Annotated in this window: 22 protein-coding genes and 1 pseudogene; 6 read left to right on the top strand and 17 right to left on the bottom strand. The window is 64.9% G+C overall.

The annotated features are described in order from the left end of the window. Positions 1–57 precede the first annotated feature (57 nt). The 4 genes and pseudogenes from trmFO to AB3L03_RS36760 all read left to right on the top strand — a co-directional run bounded on the left by trmFO (position 58) and on the right by AB3L03_RS36760 (position 4,508). Positions 58–1,486: pseudogene (gene trmFO / locus AB3L03_RS36775) on the top strand (methylenetetrahydrofolate--tRNA-(uracil(54)-C(5))-methyltransferase (FADH(2)-oxidizing) TrmFO). Positions 1,487–1,493: 7 nt separating this feature from the next. Continuing rightward, on the top strand, positions 1,494–2,588 hold the full coding sequence (locus AB3L03_RS36770; protein ID WP_317244194.1) for a serine/threonine protein kinase: 1,095 nt from the start codon (positions 1,494–1,496) through the stop codon (positions 2,586–2,588). Between the two features lie 84 nt (positions 2,589–2,672). Continuing rightward, a complete protein-coding gene (locus AB3L03_RS36765; protein ID WP_085353188.1) occupies positions 2,673–3,251 on the top strand; it encodes a CAP domain-containing protein in 579 nt (192 codons plus the stop codon). Positions 3,252–3,329: 78 nt separating this feature from the next. Further along, positions 3,330–4,508: an aminotransferase class V-fold PLP-dependent enzyme gene (locus AB3L03_RS36760; protein WP_368508006.1), complete on the top strand. Its 1,179-nt coding sequence runs from the start codon at positions 3,330–3,332 to the stop codon at positions 4,506–4,508. Positions 4,509–4,524: 16 nt separating this feature from the next. On the opposite strand, the gene AB3L03_RS36755 is transcribed toward AB3L03_RS36760, so the two are convergent. The 6 genes from AB3L03_RS36755 to yajC are packed head-to-tail and all read right to left on the bottom strand — an operon-like array spanning position 4,525 to position 10,178. Further along, positions 4,525–5,769 (bottom strand): threonine ammonia-lyase, encoded by a 1,245-nt coding sequence (locus AB3L03_RS36755; protein WP_368508005.1) that lies wholly within the window; start codon positions 5,767–5,769, stop codon positions 4,525–4,527. A 45-nt stretch (positions 5,770–5,814) separates the two neighbouring features. Continuing rightward, positions 5,815–6,678, bottom strand: coding sequence for a phytoene/squalene synthase family protein (locus AB3L03_RS36750; protein WP_368508004.1), 864 nt, complete (start codon positions 6,676–6,678; stop codon positions 5,815–5,817). Further along, positions 6,675–7,058: an Mth938-like domain-containing protein gene (locus tag AB3L03_RS36745; protein WP_368508003.1), complete on the bottom strand. Its 384-nt coding sequence runs from the start codon at positions 7,056–7,058 to the stop codon at positions 6,675–6,677. Before AB3L03_RS36745 ends, AB3L03_RS36750 begins: the two co-directional genes overlap by 4 nt. 60 nt (positions 7,059–7,118) lie before the next feature. Then, positions 7,119–8,138, bottom strand: coding sequence for a protein translocase subunit SecF (secF, locus tag AB3L03_RS36740; protein WP_368508002.1), 1,020 nt, complete (start codon positions 8,136–8,138; stop codon positions 7,119–7,121). Positions 8,139–8,148: 10 nt separating this feature from the next. Beyond that, positions 8,149–9,753, bottom strand: a complete 1,605-nt coding sequence (gene secD / locus AB3L03_RS36735; protein WP_018458020.1) for a protein translocase subunit SecD — start codon at positions 9,751–9,753, stop codon at positions 8,149–8,151. A gap of 59 nt (positions 9,754–9,812) precedes the next feature. Continuing rightward, positions 9,813–10,178 carry a preprotein translocase subunit YajC gene (gene yajC, locus AB3L03_RS36730; protein WP_007610701.1) on the bottom strand — a complete coding sequence of 122 codons (366 nt, stop codon included), beginning with the start codon at positions 10,176–10,178 and terminating at the stop codon, positions 9,813–9,815. Between the two features lie 161 nt (positions 10,179–10,339). Here yajC and AB3L03_RS36725 point away from each other — a divergent pair, with 161 nt between their 5' ends. Continuing rightward, positions 10,340–11,374 (top strand): ATP-binding protein, encoded by a 1,035-nt coding sequence (locus tag AB3L03_RS36725; protein ID WP_368509115.1) that lies wholly within the window; start codon positions 10,340–10,342, stop codon positions 11,372–11,374. A gap of 157 nt (positions 11,375–11,531) precedes the next feature. Here the strand turns inward: AB3L03_RS36725 and AB3L03_RS36720 are convergent, their stop codons facing one another. Beyond that, positions 11,532–12,917 carry a LysM peptidoglycan-binding domain-containing M23 family metallopeptidase gene (locus tag AB3L03_RS36720; protein WP_247548107.1) on the bottom strand — a complete coding sequence of 462 codons (1,386 nt, stop codon included), beginning with the start codon at positions 12,915–12,917 and terminating at the stop codon, positions 11,532–11,534. 109 nt (positions 12,918–13,026) lie between these two features. Continuing rightward, entirely contained in the window at positions 13,027–13,677 is a 651-nt protein-coding gene (locus AB3L03_RS36715) for a protein-L-isoaspartate(D-aspartate) O-methyltransferase (protein WP_026233485.1), read from the bottom strand. A 225-nt stretch (positions 13,678–13,902) separates the two neighbouring features. Between AB3L03_RS36715 and AB3L03_RS36710 the strand changes: the two genes are divergently transcribed. Continuing rightward, complete coding sequence (locus AB3L03_RS36710) at positions 13,903–14,274, top strand: response regulator (RefSeq protein WP_007590670.1); 372 nt, start codon at positions 13,903–13,905, stop codon at positions 14,272–14,274. A 35-nt stretch (positions 14,275–14,309) separates the two neighbouring features. Here AB3L03_RS36710 and surE read toward each other — a convergent pair whose 3' ends face one another. From surE to nagZ, 9 genes are all read right to left on the bottom strand, one after another. Beyond that, the gene (gene surE, locus AB3L03_RS36705) at positions 14,310–15,077 is read right to left on the bottom strand and encodes a 5'/3'-nucleotidase SurE (RefSeq protein ID WP_085353192.1); all 768 of its coding nucleotides are present in this window, start codon (positions 15,075–15,077) and stop codon (positions 14,310–14,312) included. A 101-nt stretch (positions 15,078–15,178) separates the two neighbouring features. Beyond that, on the bottom strand, positions 15,179–15,541 hold the full coding sequence (locus tag AB3L03_RS36700) for a hypothetical protein (RefSeq protein ID WP_085353194.1): 363 nt from the start codon (positions 15,539–15,541) through the stop codon (positions 15,179–15,181). A gap of 94 nt (positions 15,542–15,635) precedes the next feature. Then, on the bottom strand, positions 15,636–16,967 hold the full coding sequence (gene serS, locus AB3L03_RS36695; RefSeq protein ID WP_018458027.1) for a serine--tRNA ligase: 1,332 nt from the start codon (positions 16,965–16,967) through the stop codon (positions 15,636–15,638). Positions 16,968–17,165: 198 nt separating this feature from the next. Next, positions 17,166–17,978, bottom strand: coding sequence for a twin-arginine translocase subunit TatC (gene tatC / locus AB3L03_RS36690; protein ID WP_018458028.1), 813 nt, complete (start codon positions 17,976–17,978; stop codon positions 17,166–17,168). After that, a complete protein-coding gene (tatB, locus tag AB3L03_RS36685; RefSeq protein ID WP_018458029.1) occupies positions 17,975–18,529 on the bottom strand; it encodes a Sec-independent protein translocase protein TatB in 555 nt (184 codons plus the stop codon). Before tatB ends, tatC begins: the two co-directional genes overlap by 4 nt. Before the next feature lie 88 nt (positions 18,530–18,617). Further along, complete coding sequence (locus AB3L03_RS36680) at positions 18,618–18,854, bottom strand: twin-arginine translocase TatA/TatE family subunit (protein ID WP_007610722.1); 237 nt, start codon at positions 18,852–18,854, stop codon at positions 18,618–18,620. 166 nt (positions 18,855–19,020) lie between these two features. Next, positions 19,021–19,770: an SMC-Scp complex subunit ScpB gene (scpB, locus tag AB3L03_RS36675; RefSeq protein ID WP_204511288.1), complete on the bottom strand. Its 750-nt coding sequence runs from the start codon at positions 19,768–19,770 to the stop codon at positions 19,021–19,023. 27 nt (positions 19,771–19,797) lie between these two features. Beyond that, a complete protein-coding gene (locus tag AB3L03_RS36670) occupies positions 19,798–20,637 on the bottom strand; it encodes a ScpA family protein (protein WP_007590654.1) in 840 nt (279 codons plus the stop codon). After that, positions 20,634–21,662 (bottom strand): beta-N-acetylhexosaminidase, encoded by a 1,029-nt coding sequence (nagZ, locus tag AB3L03_RS36665; RefSeq protein WP_018458031.1) that lies wholly within the window; start codon positions 21,660–21,662, stop codon positions 20,634–20,636. The genes AB3L03_RS36670 and nagZ overlap by 4 nt, the downstream gene beginning before the upstream one ends. Positions 21,663–21,691: the final 29 nt, after the last annotated feature.

The raw sequence follows: 21,691 nt of genomic DNA, 5'->3' as shown, positions 1-21,691 counted from the left end.
AGAAAACTCGATCTCGGCGATTCCACTGATCGCCGAAAAGCGCTACCTGTCCGCCCCATGACAGGACCCCAATCAAATACCGTGCACGTGATCGGCGCAGGCCTTGCCGGCTCCGAAGCCGCCTGGCAGGTGGCCAAATCCGGCGTGCCCGTGGTGCTGCACGAGATGCGGCCGACCCGCATGACCGAGGCACACCGCACCGATGGGCTTGCCGAGCTCGTCTGCTCCAACTCGTTCCGCTCGGACGATGCCGCCAACAACGCCGTCGGCCTGCTGCATGCCGAGATGCGCCGCCTCGATTCGCTGATCATGCGCGCAGCCGACGCTAACCAGGTACCCGCCGGCGGCGCGCTGGCGGTGGACCGCGACGGCTTCTCGGCGGCCGTCACCAAGGCGCTGAACGATCATCCGCTGATCGAGATCGCCCGCGGTGAGGTCGCAGGCCTGCCGCCGGCCGAGTGGAGCAACGTCATCGTTGCGACCGGCCCCCTCACTTCGGCGCCGCTGGCCGATGCGATCCGCGAGTTGACCGACGAGAACGCCCTCGCCTTCTTCGACGCGATCGCGCCGATCGTGCATCGCGAATCCATCGACATGTCGGTGGCCTGGTTTCAGTCACGCTACGACAAGGTCGGTCCCGGCGGCACCGGCGCCGACTACATCAACTGCCCGATGACAAAGGAGCAGTATGACGGCTTCGTCGCAGCGCTGGTCGCCGGCGAGAAGACCGAGTTCAAGGAATGGGAGACCAACACGCCCTATTTCGACGGCTGTCTGCCAATCGAGGTCATGGCGGAACGCGGCCCCGAGACTTCTCCGCCATGGACCGATGAAGCCGGTCGGCCTCACCAATCCGCACGATCCCACCACCAAGGCCTACGCGATCGTGCAGCTGCGCCAGGACAACAAGCTCGGCACGCTCTACAACATCGTCGGCTTCCAGACGAAACTGAAATACGGCGAGCAGCAGCGCATCTTCCGCACCATTCCGGGGCTGGAGAAGGCCGAATTTGCTCGCCTGGGCGGCCTGCATCGCAACACCTTTCTCAACTCGCCAAAGCTGCTCGACGGCCAATTGCGCCTGCGCGCGCAGCCGCGGCTGCGCTTTGCCGGCCAGATGACGGGCTGCGAGGGCTATGTGGAATCCGCCAGCGTCGGCCTGATTGCCGGTCTCTATGCGGCAGCGGAGGTGCGCGGCGAGACGCTTGCGAGTCCGCCGGTCACGACTGCGCTCGGATCCCTGCTCGGCCACATCACCGGCGGCCATATCGAGACCATCGAGCCCGGCACGCGCTCGTTCCAGCCGATGAACATCAATTTCGGCCTGTTCCCGCCGCTCGCCAGCGCACCGACGAAGAAGCCCGACGGAAGCCGGCTGCGCGGGAACGAGAAGACGGTGGCCAAAAAGCAGGCGATGAGCGCGCTGGCGCTCGCCGATCTCGATCGCTGGATCGCCGATCACCTGCGCATTGCCGCCGCGGCGTGAGTTTTCGATGAACCTTCCCAAAGACGACGCCGCAACACTCTCGGCGCGCTGGACCGAGGGCGTGCTGCTCAAGCGCGACGTGTTCTCGACCGTCGAGCGCGGCCGATTCCGCGACGATGACGGCGAGGTCGACGCGGTGCTGCGCCGCCTCGACGAGGTGCCGTGGTGGTCATTCCTTTTGGCGCGCCACCTGTTCGCCCGCGAGAAGCATGCGCTGGCACTCGCTAAGGGACTCGATGTCGGCCCGGAGCTGCTGTGGGCCGGACGCCGCGCGCTGGTGCGCAGCTTCGTCGATGGTGTCGCGCTGCATCTGGCGAAACCGCATGGCGACCTCGCCTATTTTCGCTCGGCGAAGGCCGCGCTGCGACGGCTGCGCCGCGCCGGAATCTGCCACAACGATCTTGCCAAGGAACAGAACTGGCTGGTCGGCCGCGACGGTCGCGCCTATGTGACCGACTTCCAGCTCGCCGCCTGCTTCGACCGTCGCGGCCGGCTTTACCGGATCCTGGCCTATGAAGATCTCCGGCATCTGCTCAAGCACAAGCGATCCTACGCGCCCGAGGCGCTGACGCCGCGCGAGCGCAAGATCCTGGCGAAGAAGTCGTTCGCCGCCAGCCTCTGGCTCGCCACCGGCAAGAAGGTCTATCGGGCAATCACCCGCGGCCTGTTCAACTTCACCGACCGTGAAGGCGGCGGCCGAAGGCTCGTCAACGACGCGCCGGTGCTGGCAGAATTGATCCGCAAGAACCCCGCCGTGCGCGACACCGCCATCGTCGCCTTTGCCGACCGCCGCTCCGGTGTCGGCCTCTATGCCTTCGTCGAAGCCGATCAGGCCGCGCTCGAAGGCCAATTGCGCAACGAGCTCACCGTTGCCAAGGGGCCAAAGCCGCCGGAACACATCCAGGTCGTGCACGCACTGCCACGCAATCCGGACGGCAAGCCGCGCACGGAGATCCTGCAACTGGTCGCCATGAACCAGCTCGACCTGATCGAGCCGATGATGAAGAACGACCAGGACCGTGCTTTCCTCAAGGACATCCTGGAGCAGCGCAAGAACCTGCGCGACCGCTTCAATTTCGAGGCCGACCTGCCGGCGAGCTAACGTGGATCACGCCTTGAAGCGTCCACATTGGCGATAGAGAAGCGATCCGATAATTCGAACTTGGTGGGGGGACTTGGCGGGGTCATGGGCACTCGGGGGTACATGATGCATCGCGTGGTTGGCGGCCTGATCGCTAGCCTTCTGCTGCTCGCCACCACGTCCGCAATGGCCGAGTCCCCCGCCGAGCTGATCTCGAGCTTCCGCCTCAAGCATGGTGAGGTCCGCGTCGTCCGCGATTCGACCCTCGACCGCATCGCCATGGACCAGGCGCGCGCGATGGCGACGAAGGACGACCTCAGTCACGACGCCCTCGGCCCGTTCAACCGCCGGGTCGCACCGGCCGGCGCAGGCCGCGCCGCCGAGAACATCGCCTACGGCTACGACAATTTCGAGAAGACCCTCGGACAGTGGATCGACTCGTCGGGACACCGCAAGAATCTGCTGCTGCACAACGCTTCCCGCGTCGGGATCGCGAGCGCGAAAAACGCTAGCGGCAAGCGCACCTATTGGGCAATGGTGATCGCCGGCGACTACGAGCCGAAGGGCAAAGGCAAAGGCAAGAAAGACGGGGAGCCGCTGGTTGCGGTGAAGCGCGAGGCTGCGCCCGCCAGCAAGCCAAAATCCAGCGGCTGCCACATCAAGCTGCTCGGCCTTTGCATCTGAGACCAAGCTTGGCCATCTTGTTCGCATCCCTCGACGCGTTTAATCCATGCATGAGGATCGCGAGACGCGGAGGCATGGATGATGGATATCGACCGAATTCGTCGCGACACCCCGGCTGCCTCTCGGCTCGCCTATCTCCACAACGCGGGCGCAGCGCTGATGCCGGCGTCCGTTGTTGCGGCGATGAAGGAACACATCGATCTGGAGAGCGAGATCGGAGGCTATGCCGCCGCCGACCGCGAGGCGCGCCGACTTGAATCCGTTTACGGCTCGGTCGCCCGCCTCCTGAACGCCGCGCCCGATGAGATCGCCCTCATGGAGAACGCGACGGTTGCCTGGCAGATGGCTTTCTACGCGCTTCCATTCAGCAAGGGCGACCGGATCCTGACCGCCGAGGCGGAGTACGCGGCCAACTATGTCGCCTTTCTTCAGGTCGCCAACCGAACAGGCGTCGCGATCGACGTCGTGCCGAGCGATGCCAGCGGCGAGCTCGACGTCGACGCGCTCGAACGCATGATCGATGAGCGCGTGAAGCTGATTGCGATCACCTGGGTTCCGACCAATGGCGGGCTGGTCAATCCGGCTGCAGCCGTCGGCAAGATAGCGCGGGCGCACGGCATCCCCTATCTGCTCGACGCCTGCCAGGCAGTCGGACAGATGGTGGTCGACGTCGAGGCCATCGGCTGTGACATGTTGTCGGGGACCGGGCGTAAATTCCTCCGCGGCCCGCGCGGCACCGGCTTTCTCTACGTCGGCCGAAAAATGCTGCAGCGGCTCGAACCGCCAATGATCGATCACTTCGCCGCACCCTGGGTCTCCCGGGACGCTTTTCGGCTGCGTGACGATGCGCGCCGTTTTGAGACCTGGGAGAACAACTACGCAGCCCGGCTTGGGCTCGGCGCGGCTGTCGATTATGCCCTCGATATCGGGATCGGCCCGATCGAGCGGCGTTGCCGCATGCTGGCGGACCGCCTCCGGGGCGGCCTTGCATCCATTCGCGGCATCAGAGTTCGCGACCTCGGACGCGCTCCGGGAGCCATCGTCAGCTTCACGGTGGAAGGGTACGAGGCGGAAGCGGTCGTCAGCGACGCGGCCGCAGCCGGCATCACGATCGGTGCCTCAGATCCGTCGAGCACGCGCATCGATGCCGAAATCCGCTCGCTGCCGCCGGTGGTGCGCGCCTCCCCGCACTACTACAATACGGACGCGGAGATCGATCGGCTGATCGTCCATTTGGCGGGTTTGACGCGGCGATAGCGGCGATCATGCACGCTCAGGTACAGCGCGCACTCAATCCGGATGCGCCAAGCTTCGCCATGACCTCGTCGAGATGGGCGCTGTCGCGGGTTTCAATCACCAATTGCAGCAACGTCGCCTTGGCCGGAAGATCCGAGAACGTGCGCTGGTGCGAGACCTCGATGATGTTGGCGCCGGCCTCGGCCAGCAGTGCCGCGACCGCAGCCAATTGGCCGGGCCTGTCGGGAATGTCGAGCGACAATTGGGTGAGCCGCCCCTCGCGCGCCAACTCGCGGGTCAGGACCGATGCGATCAGACGTGTGTCAATATTGCCCCCGCTCAGCACCAGCCCGACCTTCTGACCGGCGAAACGGGACGGGTCGGACATCAGCGCGGCGAGGCCAGCGGCACCGGCGCCTTCGACGACCGTCTTCTCGATCGAGATCAGGGTCGCCACCGCGCGCTCGAGCTCGGCTTCGTTGACGAGCGCAATGTCGTCGACAAGGCGGCGGACGATTTCGGTCGTGATCTTGCCGGGCGACTTCACCGCGATGCCTTCCGCGAGTGTGTCGCCACGTGCCGGCAAATTGCCGTCATGGATGGCATTGTGCATCGAGGGGTAGAGCCAGGCCTCGACGCCGAGGATCCGCAGCGACGGCTTGATCGATTTCGCGGCAATGGCGATCCCGCTGATCAGGCCACCGCCGCCGATCGGGACGACCAGCGTATCGAGCTCCGGCACGGCCTCGAGAATTTCCAGCCCGACCGTGCCCTGCCCTGCGATGACAAGCGGATCGTCATAGGGATGGACGAAGATCATGCCATGGACTTCGCCGTGGCTGCGCGCATACGCGGCCGCCTCCTCCAGCGTGGCGCCCGTCACCACCACCTCGGCGCCGTGATGCCTGGTGTTCTCGACCTTCACCATGGGCGTGCCGACCGGCATGACGATAGTGGCGGGAATGCCGAGCCGCTTGGCGTGATAGGCGACGCCCTGCGCGTGGTTACCCGCCGACATCGCGACGACGCCCCGCGCGCGCTCCTCCGGCGTCAGCGCCTTGAGGCGGTTGAGCGCGCCGCGCTCCTTGAACGAGGACGTGAACTGGAGGTTCTCGAATTTCAGCCAGATGTCGCAGCCGCAGATATTGCTCAGCGTGCGGCTGTAGCTACAGGGCGTCTCGACGACGGTGCCGCGGATCGTCTCGGCGGCGGCATGGATGTCGGCCGGTACGACCGGAAGGCCGCCCAGATCGGAAGATATGGTTTGGGACAACTCAGCCATAGGACAGCATAGAGCATTTGCCCGGCTCCGGCGATAAGCCAACCGCTATTTGGTAAATTCCCGCGAACGTGAAGCCCGCCACAGCGTCCACAGCGTACGCAGCCGCGATGACGGTTGCGGCGTAAATGGATTGCGCCCGGGTTGCGACAGGCGCTTGAGGTCGGCCCGCGCTTGTCCGAGCGGAAGGAACGCTGGACGCACTGATGCCGGCACCTCCACCAGCAGCGACAAGGCCGTCGTCAAATGTTGCTGCGCCTCGCCCGAGAGTTGGCCCAGCGCGGCGCGCAAGTTTGGCGTCTCCTTTCCGGCGAACACGTCTTCCACGTCGCAATCGTGGCTCGCCAGCACCTGCTGCGGCAGGAACAATTGCCGGCGCGCCGCATCGCGCGGCAGATTGGCGATGACCTGTACGATGCCCTGCGCCAGCCCGGCATGGCGGGCGAGATGCTCGGCCGCCGCCGACGGTGGTCCCATGATCCGGGCGGCGAGATCGAACAGCGCCGATGAGGTCGCCGCGAGGTAGCCCTCCAGCGCCGCCATTGTTGGCATTGGGTCGTTGTAGAGATCGAATTGATGCTCGTCGGCGAGCAGCGACAGCGGCTCGACCGGCAGGTCGAAATCACGGATTGCGCGGAGCAGCTCCGCCGCCACCGGATTGCGCTCGGCACTGCCATGGACTTGGCCCGACAGCATGTCGGTCCACCATTGCAGGCGGATTTCACCGGGCAAGGGCTGGCTCACCTGATCGCGGACGCGGACGATCTCGACATTGAAGGCATAGAGCGCCAGCAGCCCGCGGCGCTCGGCAGCGGGCGCGAACAGGGTCGCGGCATAGTGCCGAAAGTCGTGGCTGCGCACGAGGTCAGCACAGAACGCAACAGAATCCGGCGGCGGCGCGGAGCCACTCATGGCACGGCGATCAGCGCGGCCGCGACGCGCCGCCGTTCGCCCATCATGATGTTGTAGGTACGCACGGCGGGACCGGTCTGCATCGCATCCAGCACCACCCTCGCCGCTTTGAGCGCCTGGCGCAGTTCCGGCGGCGGCAGCCAGACCCCGGTTCCGGTGCCGACCAGGAGCGTGTCGATGCTGTTGGCAGACTTGAAGACTCGATCCAGCGAATAGCGGTCGATCTTTGCAGGGTCCGTTATGTCCCAGGCCCAGATCGCGTCGGGCAGGCAAAGCAGCGATCCCCGATGCGACATGCCGGCAAAGGCAAAGCCGCCCTTGCCATAGGCTTCGATCGGCGCCGAGCGGGGGAAATGCGGTGCTTTGGGATCGCCGGCCATGAGCTTCGTCCGAATGAGCTTACTGCCCTCCCAAACTCCTGCGAGGGCATGCGGTTCGGATCATGCCTTGCTTTTCTTCGCCGGCGTACCCTTATCGACCGCATCCTCGCGATGCTCGCCGACGCCGAGATAGATCAGGATCGGGGCCGCAATGAAGATCGAGGTATAGGTGCCGACCAGCACCACGCCGAACATCATGACCGCGGTGAAGCTGTGGATGGCATGGCCGCCGAACAGCAGCAGGGCCAGCAGCGCCAGCGTCACAGTGAAATGGGTGATGATCGAGCGCGACAGCGTCGAGTTGATTGATTCGTTGAGGAGCTGCGGCATCGGCATCTTCTTGTAGCGCCGCAGCATTTCACGGATGCGGTCGTAGATGACGACGGTGTCGTTGAGCGAATAGCCCAAAATCGTCAGAAGCGCCGCGATGCTGGTCAGGTCGAAATCGACCTGACTGATCGACATGAACCCGATCGTGAGCACGATGTCGTGCACGTTGGCGATCATGGCGCCAAGCGCGAACTGCCACTCGAATCGGAACCAGAGGTAGATCAGGATCGAGACGATCGCCAGCATCAGGCCGAGCATGCCGTAGGCGAGCAATTCGCCCGATACGCGCGGTCCCACCACCTCGACGCGGCGATAGTCGACGGAATCGCCAAGCGCGGTGCGGACCTTCTGCACGGCCTCCTGCTGGGCGGCGTCGCCGCCCGGCTGCTCCGCGACACGGATCAGGACATCGGCGGGGCCGCCGAATTGCTGCAACTGGACTTCGCCCAGACGCAGGGCATCCAACGTCGTACGCATCGCCGCAATATCGGCGGTGCCGGACTTGGCCTGCACCTCCAGTAGGGTGCCGCCGCGGAAGTCGATGCCGAAATTCAGTCCATGGGTGAAGAACAGCGTGATCGCGACGATCGACAACGCCGCCGAGATCGGGAAGCTGATCCGGCGAAAACGCGTGAAGTCGAAATGGGTATCGTCGGGGACGATGCGCAGCGACGGCAGCCAGCCGAATGCCGCAACCACGGTGAGAATGGCAATGAGGACGCCGAGCCCGATGAGAACAGTGTGATTCACGATCAGGCTCCTAGATCGGCACGCTCTGCGGCCGCTTCCACCGCACCCACCAGGCCACGATCAGCCGGGTCAGGGTGAAAGCGGTGAACACCGTGGTGATGATGCCGATTCCGAGCGTCACGGCGAAGCCGCGCACCGGACCGGTACCGATGTAGAACAGCACCGCGGCGGCAATAAAAGTGGTGATGTTGGAATCGAGGATGGTCGCAAGCGCCCGCTTGAAGCCGGCGTCGATCGCCGAGATCGCGTTGCGGCCGCCACGCAACTCCTCGCGGATGCGCTCGTAGATCAGCACGTTGGAATCGACCGCGATACCGACGGTGAGCACGATGCCCGCGATGCCGGGCAACGTCAGCGTGGCGTTGAGAAGCGACAACAGGCCGAAGATCATGGCGACGTTGATGGCCACCGCGATGTTGGCGAACACGCCGAACAGCCGGTAGGTCAAGAGCATGAAGATGATGACCAGGATCGAGCCGACATAGGCGGCGAGCTCGCCCTTTTCGATCGAGTCCTGGCCGAGGCCCGGACCGACGGTGCGCTCCTCGACCACCGTGAGCGGTGCCGGCAGCGCGCCGGCGCGCAGCAGGATCGCGAGATCGTTGGCCGATTGCACCGTGAAACTGCCCGAGATCTGGCCTTGTCCGCCTGTGATGGGCTCGCGGATCACGGGAGCCGAGATGACCTTGTTGTCGAGCACGATCGCAAAAGGCAGCCCGACGTTCTCTTGCGTGGCCTGCGAGAACTTGCGCGCGCCCGACGTATTGAACTTGAAACTCACGACGGGTTCGCTGGTGCGCTGGTCGAAGCTCGCTTGGGCATCGGTCAGGTCGCCGCCGGCGACCAGCACCTGCTTCTTGACCACATAGGGTGTGGGCGGCGGTGACGCGCTCATCAGAAGCTCGGATTCCGGCGGCAAACGTCCTTGCTGCGCCTGATCGGGCGGCACCGACGTATCGACCATGCGGAATTCCATCTTCGCGGTCTTGCCCAGCAATTCCTTCAGCCGGGTCGGATCCTGGAGGCCGGGGACCTGCACCAAAATGCGATCGTTGCCCTGGCGCTGGATGACGGGCTCGACGGTGCCGAGCTCGTTGACGCGGCGTTCGACGATCTGGATCGACTGCTCGATGGTCTTGCGCATGCGGTCGAGCATCGCGGCCTGCGGGATGGTAAGGCGGATCACGCCACCGCCGGCGTCAGTCACATCCAGGTCGCGCTGACCGCTGGATCCGACCAGTCCGCCCAGCGGCTGGGACAGCTCGCGCAGCTTGGCGAGCGCAGGCTGCAGGTCCGATTCCTTGGTGATCCTAACCTCGGCCGCGTCGTTGCGCACGGTGACGCCGCCGGTGAAGCCGATCTTGGCATCGCGCAGCGTCCGGCGAACGTCGTCGCGGACCTGGTCGAGCCGCTCCTTCTTCACATAGTTGCCGTCGACCTCGAGCAGCAGATAGGAGCCGCCTTGAAGATCGAGGCCGAGCACGAGCCGACGCTGCGCCCAGGCGGGCCAGGTCTTGACCTGCGCTTCGGGGAAGAAGTTCGGGACCGCGCAGAGGCACACGATCAGCGCCGTCAGGATAATCCCGAGCGCCTTCCACCGCGTGAAATACAACATCGACTGGACCTGTCAGATCAGGAGATTTGCAGGAAAACTTGAGAGACTCGCGGAAGCACTCACTTCGACGCGGCGTCTTCCTTGGCGCTTTCCTTGGATTCCTTGGCCGGCTCGCCCTTGGCGCGCACGCCGGAGACCATCGAGCGCATCTGCCGCACGCGCACGCCATCGGCGATCTCGAACTCGATCTGGTCGTCGTCGACAACCTTGGTGACCTTGCCGACGAGACCGCCCGAGGTCACGACGGTGTCGCCGCGGCGGATGTTCTTCACCAGGTCGGCGTGGTCACGGACCTTCTTCTGCTGCGGACGCAGAATCAGGAAGTACATGATCACGAAGATCAGGGCGAACGGCAGCAGAGACATCAGCATGCCGCTGGTGTCGCCGGCGCCCGCAGCCTGGGCATACGCAGGGGTAATCAGCATTCGGACGATCCTCGTGAGAACGGGGGAAAACCGGTCAGGCCCAAATGGCGACCGGTTCGGTCAAATTCGCGCGGACTATAGCGGCCATTGCCCCAATTGCAACGCTGCCAGACCGCCCTTTTAGCCACCTTGCGGCGCGCGCACAGGCCCGATAAGGCTGCATTCTCAGGAACTTCGGACATGCCCCAAAACCGAGCAAAAGCCCGGCCGGCAAAGGCCCTCGCACCCCTGCCGCGAAGGCAGCCGGCGTCGCGGCAAAACGTCCCAAGGTGGCCCTCAAGGCGGCTTCCAAGACGATTTCCAAGACGACGTCCAAGACGAACCAAAACGTCTCCCAGCAGCGCATCGTTCGCGCGCTGGAGACGATTGCGGCGCACCTCTCCGCGCAAGGCAAGCCCGCCGCCGAACGCGAGTCGTTCAAGCAGGCGGATGCTTTCGTCTGGCACCCGGACGGCCGCCTTGCGGCGGTGCCGCGGGTCAGCCGCGTCGAAATGTTCCTGCTCAAGGGCGTCGACCGGATGCGCGACATCCTGATGGAGAACACCGAGCGTTTCGCCAACGGATTGCCCGCCAACAACGCGCTGCTCTGGGGCGCGCGCGGCATGGGCAAGTCGTCGCTGGTGAAGGCGGCGCATGCCAGCATCAACGCGGAGCGCAAACCGGCCGACAGACTGAAGCTGATCGAGATTCATCGCGAGGACATTGAGAGCCTGCCCGCCCTCATGGAACAGCTTCGCGCCTCATCCTTCCGTTTCATCGTGTTCTGTGACGACCTCTCGTTCGACGGCAATGATGCGTCCTACAAATCGCTCAAGGCGGTGCTCGAAGGCGGCATCGAGGGGCGGCCGGAGAACGTCATCCTCTACGCCACCTCCAACCGCCGCCATCTGCTGGCGCGCGAGATGATCGAGAACGAGCGCTCGACCGCGATCAATCCCGGCGAAGCCGTCGAGGAGAAGGTCTCGCTGTCGGATCGCTTCGGTCTCTGGCTCGGCTTCCACCGGTGCAGCCAGGACGAATATCTCGCCATGGTGCGGGGCTATTGCAGCCATTTCGGCGTGAAGATCGACGATGACGCCCTGGAACGCGAGGCACTTGAATGGTCGACGACGCGCGGCTCGCGCTCGGGCCGTGTCGCCTGGCAGTTCGTCCAGGAGCTTGCGGGACGGCTCGGCGTCAAGCTGGCGGCGACGTAGCCACAGTCATAGCCCAACCCAAAACTGTCATCGCCCGCGAAAGCGGGAGATCCAGTATTCCAGAGACGGTTGTGATCGATCGAGAGGCCGCGGCGTACTGGGTCGCCCGGTTAAGCCGGGCGACGACAGCTTCAGTTGGGAGACAATGTAGGCCTCATCACGCCCCGTTCAGGAATTGAAGCGGATCAACCGGGCTCGATCCCTTGCGGATCTCGAAGTGGAGCTGCGGCGACGCCACCTCCCCGGATTGACCCGACTTGGCAATGACCTGGCCGCGCTTGATGGTATCGCCGCGCTTCACCATCAGCTCACTCGCATGGGCATATGCGGTGACGTAGCCGTTGGAGTGCCGAACCAGCACCAGATTGCCGTAACCTTTCAGCTCGTTGCCGGAATAGGCAACGACACCGTCTTCGGCCGCCTTGACCGGCGTGCCCTCGGGCACCGCGAGATTGATGCCGTCGTTGGATTTGCCATTGGTCTTGGCGCCGTAGCTCGTGACCACCTTGCCGCGCACCGGCCAGCGGAAAGTCGGCAGCGCGCTGGTGGTCTCCGCAGCTTTCGCGGGAGTGTCCGCGGCCTTGTCTTCGACGTTGGCGGTGGCCTGGGCCAGGCGCGCGCTCTGCACCGGCGCGGCGACGGCGGCCATCTTGGTGGCGGGCGCAGGCGCGGCAGCAACCGGCTGCAGCGTCCCCGCGACGGGAGCGGCTCCGACCGGAGCCGCGGCAAGCGGTGCTGCGACAGCGGCGGTCTTGGCCCCGGGCACGGCCAGCCTGGCGCCGAGCTTGAGTTTTGCAGAGGGATCGAGGCCGTTGGCGCGGGCCAATTCGGCCGCCGAGATATGGTTCTTGCGGGCAATGCTGGCGAGCGTGTCGCCGTGGTTCACGAAGTGCGTGCTTGACGGCGCGGCAACGGCCGCAACCGGCTTCGCAGCGGGCGCTGGGGCAGCGGCAAGGGGAGCCATAAGCGGCGCGGGCGCAGCCGCCGTAGCTTGGTGCGGAATGATCAGTTGCTGGCCGGGCGAGAGCGCGCGCGGCCCCTTATAGCCGTTGGCGGCGAGGATCGCCTGCGGCGTGACGCGATAGCGTTTGGCAAGCAGGTCGAGCGTATCGCTGGTGCCGACGATGATCTTGGTTCCGCCGACCGGCTGGGCGGCTGCAACCGAGCGTGGCGGCACGGTGGCCGTGGTCTCGAGATGCGGCTGCGCCGGGGGTGCGTAGGAGCCCACGCCGCGTCCGCCTCCGGACACACCGCCTGCTGCAACGGGGTAGGATTGCGGCGTGGATACCGCCGGCGGCAAAGGCTGCGACTGATAATAACCGGACTGCGTCTGCGGCCGCGAATATTGCGGCAACTCACGCTGCGGCGGCGGGGCCTGCTGCACTGAACCGGTCGATTCCTGCGCGAAGGGATTGGAGAAGTTCGACTGGGACATGCGCGACGACATGTCGGCGCTGCACCCTGCGAAGCTGAAGGAGATCAGCGCCAGCACCGCGACCTGCGGCACACGGCGCGAGTAAAGCAACTCGGCGGCAACGGACATGGTTACTCACTCGTACGCAACAGAACTGGTGTTTTAAGTAAACACGCGCCGAGTAAATAACGGCTTAACCCTCCCAATAAGATGTTGGCAGCGCAGCCAATCCGGAATTCTACAGCTCCCGCGCCACGCCGGGCAGCGCCGGCACGAAGCGGACCTCGACGAGTTCCTTGCGCTCGATCCCGGCTTCGGTCCGGCTCAGCCGGATCAGCGTCTGCACCCCCTGATGCGGGCCGACGGGCGCGATCAGGATGCCACCCACCTCCAGCCGCTCGACCAGGTTCTCCGGGAGCTGCTCCATCGCGGCCGTGACGATGATGCGATCGAACGGGCCAATATTGGGGGGCAGATTGAGTCCGTCGCCCAGCATCACCTCGACGTTGTGATAGTTGAGTTTTTCAAGCCTGATACGTGCGGCATCCGCAAGCTTGCGGTAGCGCTCGACCGTCAACACCTGGCCGGCGAGCCGCGACAGCACCGCCGCCTGGTAGCCCGAGCCGGCGCCGATCTCGAGGACGCGGTGCTTCTTCTGAAGCTGGAGCTGCTCGGTCATGTAGGCGACGACAAAGGGCTGGCTGATGGTCTGCCCGCAGGCGATCGGGAGCGCGCTGTCGCGATATGCGCCGTCCCGATCGGCGTCGTCGACGAATTGATCGCGCGGCACCTCCTCCATGGCCCTCAGGACCGCCTGGTCGCTGATGCCCCGACGCCTCAGCGTGAGCTGAAACATCATCTTTTCCGGCGGGTGCTGATGGGGGGTCATTGCCTGCTTGTGCTGTGTTTTCGGTCCGGGACGCCCAACCTGGGCGCGAGATTCCTGTTCCGGCTCAGGGAACCCATGATAGGCTTCGGATGGCGTAGTTGACCATAAATTGGCTTGCAACGGGCGAGCCGCGATGGCCATTTTCAGGCATCCGTTCGTCGAAACGCGCATTGCGTCGATTCATGTTATCTGCGAACGTTTTTGGCAATGGGCAAGGACTCGACCATGACCGCGACGGGGCTTACTGGCCGCTCTGTATTCCTCGTCGAAGACGAGGTGATGATCAGGATGATGGTCGCGGACATGCTCGAAGAGCTTGGCTACAAGATCGCAGCCGAGGCGGGCGACATCACCGAAGCCATGCGGCTCGCCCAGGCAACCGAGTTCGACATCGCCATTCTCGACGTCAACGTCAACGGCAAGGTCATCTCGCCGGTCGCCGATGTCATCAAGGCGAAGGGCTGCCCGTTCATCTTCGCCACCGGATACGGTTCCTCGGGCCTGCCCGAGCAGTACCGCGATCGGCCGGCGCTTCAGAAGCCATTTCAGCTCGACGCCCTCGGCAAGACCATCGAAGCCGCGCTTCGCGGCGGCTAGGCCCCATTCCAGGTCGGATTACTTCAGCGTCGGACTTACTTCAGCGTCGCACTCAGCGCCTCGGAAAACGCCTCGTTGGTCCGGTCGAGCCTGAGCGGCGTGACGGAGACGTAGCGTTCGCGGAGCGCCGCGAGATCGGTGCCGTCGGCCGGCGTATCCATCATCGCGGTGCGCTCGAAGCCGATCCAGAAATACGGATTGCCACGGCCGTCCCTGCGCTCGTCGATCCTAAGGAAGCCGAGATTGCGCTTGCCTTGCCGCGTCACGCGGATGCCCAGCACATCCTCCGGCGCGCAGGCCGGGAAGTTGACGTTGATGACGGTGTCCTTCGGGATGCCGGCGGCGATCACCTTGCGCAGGATGTCGGGCCCGAATTTGCGGGCCGTGTCCCACAGCGGCCGGTCGCGGGTCTCCACGCTGAACTCCTGCGACAGGGCGAAGGACGGCAGCCCCAGGATGGTGCCCTCCAGCGCACCGGCGATGGTGCCGGAATAGACCACGTCCTCGGCGACGTTGCGGCCCTTGTTGACGCCGGACAGCACGACATCGGGCAGCTTGGCGCCGAGGATGTGGCGCGCGCCCATGATGACGCAGTCGGTCGGCGTGCCGCGCACCGCGAAATGCCGCGGACCGACCTCGCGCAGGCGCAGCGGATCGTTGAGCGACAGCGAATGCGACACGCCGGACTGGTCGAGCTCAGGCGCGACCACCCAGACGTCATCGGACAATGCGCGCGCGATCTCCTCCAGGACCTTGAGGCCGGGGGCGTGGATGCCGTCGTCATTGGTGCAGAGAATGCGCATGGGAAAGGTCGATTCCTGAAGCGGGTCTGAGCCGTCTTATCCGGCCGGGGCCGATCAGGCAAACCGGCCGACCGGGCGGCACCTGGTCGCCGGCTTGGCGGTTATCGGCGAACTCGCCATTGCGGCAGAAAGCGCGCAAGCCGGCCCTCCGCGTGCAATCTCATCGCCGGCACGACCGGGCTCACCATCGGCGCCTCAATCACGCCGAGCGCCTCCAGCTGCGCGACGAATGGGTCCGGCACCGGCGCCTGTGGAAAGCGGTCACGTGCCAGCGTTAGCGCCTGGTCGAAATCGGCTGCATTCACACCGGGCTTGGCCCGCCGGCTCTGGACCAGATCGTCGTCCCAGAGCCGCGTGATCGCGATGTCGAGCACGCCACGCAGCCGCTGATCGACGGCCTGGATACCGGCACCCGTCACCGCCCATTGTCTGCCGACCCAGAAGATATCGCGGTGCAAGGCCATGAACGATCGGTTCGCGTTGTCGGGTGGCCGGCAGGATAACCGGCCGCCCGATCTTCGCAACCAAACGTTTCTCCGTTTCAGATTGGCGGCACGCCTAGTCGCGTGCGACCACCTTCAGCCCGCCCATATAGGGCTGGAGCACGCTGGGGACCGCAATCGAGCCGTCCTCTTGCTGATAGGTCTCCATCACGGCGATCAACGCGCGGCCTAGCGCTGTGCCGGAGCCGTTGAGCGTGTGCACGAACCGCGGCTTGCCATCGGGGCCGCGCGAGCGCGCGTCCATCCGGCGGGCCTGGAAATCGCCGCAAACCGAGCAGCTTGAGATCTCGCGGAATGCCCCGCCGTCGCCCTGACCCGGCATCCAGACCTCGATGTCATAGGTTTTTTGCGACGAGAAACCCATATCCCCGGTGCACAGCGTCATCACGCGGTAATGCAGCTCGAGCCGTCGCAGCACTTCCTCGGCACAGGCGAGCATGCGCTCGTGCTCGTCCTTGCTCGTCTCCGGCGTCGTGATCGAGACCAGTTCGACCTTGGTGAACTGGTGCTGCCGGATCATGCCGCGGGTGTCGCGCCCTGCGGCGCCCGCCTCCGCGCGAAAACACGGCGTCAGCGCAGTCAGCCGCATCGGCAGCTGCTTTTCGTCGAGGATGGATTCTCGGACGAGATTGGTGAGCGCCACCTCCGCGGTCGGAATGATCCCGAGACGCTCGGTCCGGAGCCGCTCATGGTCGGGCGCGGCGAGCAATTCGCCCTTGATCGCCCAGAACTGGTCGTCCTCGAACTTCGGCAATTGTCCGGTGCCGAACATGATCTCGTTGCGCACGAGCAGCGGCGGATTGATCTCGGTATAGCCGTGCTCGTCAACGTGTAGGTTCAGCATGAACTGGCCGAGCGCGCGTTCGAGCCGCGCCAGTCCCTTCTTCAACACGACGAAGCGCGCGCCGGAGAGCTTCGCTGCGGTCTCGAAATCCATGTCACCGAGCGCGGCGCCGAGATCGTCATGGGGTTTTGGCACGAACGCGTAGTTGCGCCTGTTGCCGAAGACATGGCGCTGCACATTGCCGTGCTCGTCGACACCATCGGGCACCTCGCCGAGCGGCAGATTGGGGATCGCCGCCAGCTCCTTGGCGAGCTCCTCGTCGGCAGCCTTCGCGGTCGCCTCGAGCTCCGGCATGGTGGTCTTGAGCTCGGCGACCTCCGCCATCAGCTTCGCCGCGCGCGCCTCGTCCTTCGTCTTCTTGGCATCGCCGATTTCCTTTGAGGCCGCATTGCGCCGCGCCTGCGCCTGCTCGGAAGCCAGGATCGCCGCACGCCGGGTCTCGTCGATCGCAAGCAGCGACGCCGACATCGGCTTCAGGCCGCGTCGTGCGAGGCCGGCGTCGAAGGCTTGCGGGTTGTCGCGGATCGATTTGATGTCGTGCATGGCCGTGGTCCTGGGGCTTGTTGCAACCCTGCAAATCCTGGATTTGCATTTATGCAAATGGCTGCTTCCCCTAGCACGGCTGTCATCGCCCGCGAAAGCGGGCGATCCAGTATTCCAGAAACATCACTGATTCCCGATAGGCCGCGGCGTACTGGATTCCCCGCTTTCGCGGGGAATGACACCGGAGTATGGGGCGCCCTACTCTGCCGGATTGGCCGGCGTCGATACGTCGGTGCCGCTAGAGGCTTGCGAAGCTGCCGCCTTCTTCTCCACAATTCCCACCGCGATGATCGAGCCCTCGTAGAGCGCGAGCAAGGGAATCGCGAGCGAGCACTGGCTGAGCACATCGGGCGGGGTCAGAACGGCCGCGATGACGAAGGCAACGACGATGAAATAGCGGCGCTTCTCGCGCAGCATTTTAGACGTGACGATGCCGATGCGCCCCAGCAGCGTCAGGATCACCGGAAGCTGGAAGGCGATGCCGAAGGCGAAGATCAGCGACATCATCAGCGACAGATATTCGCCGACCTTGGGCAGCAGCTGGATCTGCGCGGTCTCGTCACTGCCGGCCTGCTGCATGCCGAGCGAGAAGCGGACCAGCATGGGCAGCACGACGAAATAGACCAGTGCTGCGCCCAGCACGAAGAAGAACGGGGTCGCGACCAGATACGGCAGGAAGGCCTGCTTCTCGTGCTTGTAGAGTCCGGGAGCGACGAACTTATAGATTTGTGTCGCGACGATCGGGAACGAGATGAAGCCGGCGCCGAACAGCGCGAGCTTGAGCTGGGTGATGAAATATTCCAGCAGCGCGGTATAGATGAATTTCGAGTTCTCGGGACCCGCGATCCACACGAACGGCCAGACCAGCACGTTGTAGATCTGCTTGGCGAAGAAGAAGCAGAAGATGAAGGCAATGCCGAAGCCGAGCAGCGCTTTGATCAGCCGCGAACGCAGCTCGATCAAATGGTCCATCAGGGGAGCTTTGCTGGCCTCGATATCGGCGGCGCTCATGACGCTTTGGCGCCCTTAATCGCCTCGGCCGGCGCAGTGTCCTGGGTGACCGAATCTTGCGTGACCGAACCTTGAGCGACCTGCGCCTGCTCGACCTCACGGGTGATGGCGAGCGGCTCGTTCACGGCCGCATGTGCCTCGGCTTCCACGAAGGTCTCCGGCGTCGGCGCTTCCGGCGTGGTGGGCGTCGTCAGCGCTTCGCTTGAAGTCGCCGACGGTTCGACAGCGGTGGAGATCGAGGTCTCGGCGGGCTTGTCCAGCGCATCGACGCGGAGCGCGTCGCTGACGTCTTTCTGGAGCGAGGTCATCAAATTGTTGCCGGCGAAGCCGGAAGCCGCTTCCTTGACCTCGTCGAAGCTCTTCTTGAGGTCGGCCATTTCGGCCTCGCGCATCGCTTCCTGGAATTGGCCCTGGAATTCGGCGGCCATCTTGCGCGCCTTGCCCATCCACTGCCCGACCATGCGCAGCACGCCCGGCAGCTCTTTCGGGCCGATGGCGATCAGGGCCACGACCCCGATCAGGACCAGTTCACTCCACCCGATGTCGAACATGAGGTCTTCCGTTCACGCCAGCCGCAGCCGGCCCAATCCCTCGCGCGCAGGATCGGGTCCGCTACCCGCGTCTCGCGTGCTCTCTGGCTCAGACGGCCTTGCTGCCGACGTCCGACCGTGCCGCGGTCGGCGCGGCATTGTTGTGCTCGATGGACTTGGCCGGCTCGGGCTTGTCGGCGACCTTGTCGTCGTCCTGCATGCCCTTCTTGAACGCCTTGATGCCCTGCGCCACGTCGCCCATCAGATCCGAGATCTTGCCGCGACCGAACAGCAGCAGGACCACTGCGATCACCAGGACCCAGTGCCAAATGCTGAGTGAACCCATCCTGCAACCCTCCAAACGCGCATGGCCGGGGACCGGCCGATCTTCACCGAAACCTAGGCTTGGCAGGTGTCAAAAACAAGGACCAAGGCAGCGGCAATTCGCTGTTGGCGCTACGTAATTTTGCTAGTGTTAACTGGTCGCAGGCGGCCGGTAAAAGGCCGGGACGTCAGTCCTCGCTGCCACCCTCGCCCCCCTCATGGCCGCCTTCCGGCGTCTCGGGCTCGACCGCGGGCGCCAGCGCCAGATCAAGGTCCTCGCCCGGCTCCAGCGGATCCTCGTCTTCCCGCAAAGTCGGGTCATCCGACGGCGTCGGCACGCTGAATCCGGTCGGCAGGCGCGAATCCAGCAGGCCAGTGCCCTTCAGCTCCTCCAGGCCCGGCAAATCGCCGAGCTGTTCCAGAGTAAACTGCGACAGGAAGTCCTCGGTGGTTCCGAAGGTCAAGGGACGGCCCGGCGTCTTGCGACGACCGCGCGGCTTGATCCAGCCGGTTTCCAGCAGCACGTCCAGCGTGCCCTTCGAGGTGACGACGCCGCGGATCTCCTCGATCTCGGCGCGCGTCACCGGCTGGTGATAGGCGATGATCGCCAGCACCTCGATCGCGGCGCGCGACAGGCGGCGGGTCTCGGTGCTCTCGCGGGTCATCAGCCAGGCGAGATCGCCCGCGGTGCGGAAGGTCCATTTGTTGGCGACCCGCACGAGATTCACGCCGCGCAGGGAGTAGTCGGCCTGCAACTGCTCGAGCGCGGCCTTCACGTCGACGCCCTCGGGCATGCGCTTGGCCAGCGTCGCGGTGTCCAGCGGTTCATTCGAAGCGAACAGCAGCGCTTCCAGCAGCCGCAATTCTTCGGGACGTGCCTGGGACTCGTTCTCCATCGGCTCGGCCTCTTCTACCCGCACTTCAGCCAGGCTTGCCATGGCAGATTCTCCTTGTTGCACTTGCACTTAAGCGACCGGCGCATCGGGCGCAGGAGCTGCGTCCATGACCGGCTTGGGGCGCCCCTTCCGGAAATAGATGGGCGCAAACGCCTCTTTCTGATTCAGCTCGAGCTGACCTTCGCGCACCAGCTCGAGCGCAGCCGCGAAACTCGAGGCGAGCACCGTCGCGCGCTGCGTCGGGTCGGCGACATGCTGAAGCAGAAAATCGTCGAGAACGCCCCAATCGTCTTGCTCGCTGATGCTTCCGACGAGCCGCTCCAGCGTGGCGCGCGCCTCGGCAAGCGACCACACCGTGCGCTTGGCCAGATGCACGCTCGCCAGCACGCGCGACTGGCGCTGCGCGGCATAGGCGGTGAGCAGGTCATAGAGCGTTGCCGTGTATTTCGGATGCTTGATCTCGGCGATCTGCTCGGGCTCGCCGCGCGGGAAGATGTCGCGCAGCAATTGCTGCCGGTTCATCAGCCGGTTGGCGGCTTCACGAATCGCCTCCAGCCGGCGCAGGCGGTTGGCGAGCGCCGTCGCCATCTGCTCCGCGCTCGGGCCTTCCGCACTCGGCGGCTCCGGCAGCAGCAGACGCGATTTCAAGAAGGCGAGCCATGCCGCCATCACGAGATAGTCGGCGGCGAGCTCGAGGCGGATCTTTCGCGCGGCTTCGATGAAGTGGAGATATTGGTCGGCGAGCGCCAGGATCGAGATCTTGGCGAGATCTACCTTCTGCTGCCGCGCCAGTGCGAGCAGCAGGTCGAGCGGACCTTCATAACCCTCGACGTCCACCACCAACGCCGGCTCACCCTCGGCGAGCTCTGCGGGCCGCCCGGTTTCAAACGATAGGATTTCTGCGGTCATGCCGATGCCGTGTTTGCCCGTGCGATCAATGCCTCCAGTTCGGCGCGCGCGGCCGCGCGATCGAACGGTTGCGGTCCTTTACGCGCAGCGAGCGCGGCGTTCGCCCGCTCCAGCGCCCTGCCCGCCAGTTCGGGTGTCTGGCCGGCGACCTCACGCATTTCCTCGATGTTGCCGTTGCAATGCAGGGCCATGTCGCAGCCGGCCGCAAAAATGGCGCGGGTCCGTTCGGCGATGTTGCCCGACAGCGCGTTCATCGACACGTCATCACTCATTAACAAACCCTGGAACCCGATTGCGCCGCGAATCACCTCAGCGATCATTGTCGCAGATGTCGTCGCCGGATGGGCGGGGTCGACCGCGCTAAACACAACATGTGCAGTCATGGCCATCGGCAAATCCGCCAAAGGCTTGAATGCCGCGAAGTCGGTGCGATCCAGTTCGTCGCGCGACGTGTCGACCGTCGGCAGATTGAAATGGGTATCGGCCGTAGCTCGGCCATGGCCGGGGATGTGCTTGAGCACCGGCAACACGCCACCCTGTTCCAGGCCCTCGGTGACCGCGCGGGCGATCGCGGCGACCTTTCCCGGTTCGGTGCCGTAAGCCCTGTTCCCGATGACGGCGTTGGCGCCAGCCACCGGCACGTCGGCCAGCGGCAAGCAATCCACGGTAATGCCGAGATCTGCGAGATCGCACGCGATCAGCCGGGCGCTGAGGCGCGCCGCGGTCAGCCCGAGCGCCGAATCAGTATCGTAGAGGCCTGCGAAAATAGCGCCCGGCGGATAGACCGGCCAATGCGGCGGCGTCAGGCGCTGCACCCGCCCACCCTCCTGATCGATCAGGACAGGGGCATCAGCGAAACCCGCAACCGCCCGCAATTCCGCAACGAGTGCAGCAACTTGAGCCGGCGTCTCGACATTGCGCTTGAAGAGGATGAAGCCCCACGGGCGTTCGCTGCGGATAAACTCCCGCTCGGCGGCGGTTAGTTCCGTTCCGGAAACGCCGGTAATGAAGGCCCGCGTGCTCATACGGCCGATTAACCCTGACCCGCGAGAGG

The sequence above is a fragment of the Bradyrhizobium lupini genome (assembly GCF_040939785.1).
GTDB lineage: Bacteria > Pseudomonadota > Alphaproteobacteria > Rhizobiales > Xanthobacteraceae > Bradyrhizobium > Bradyrhizobium canariense_D.
This window is presented reverse-complemented; position numbering and strand designations above follow the sequence as displayed.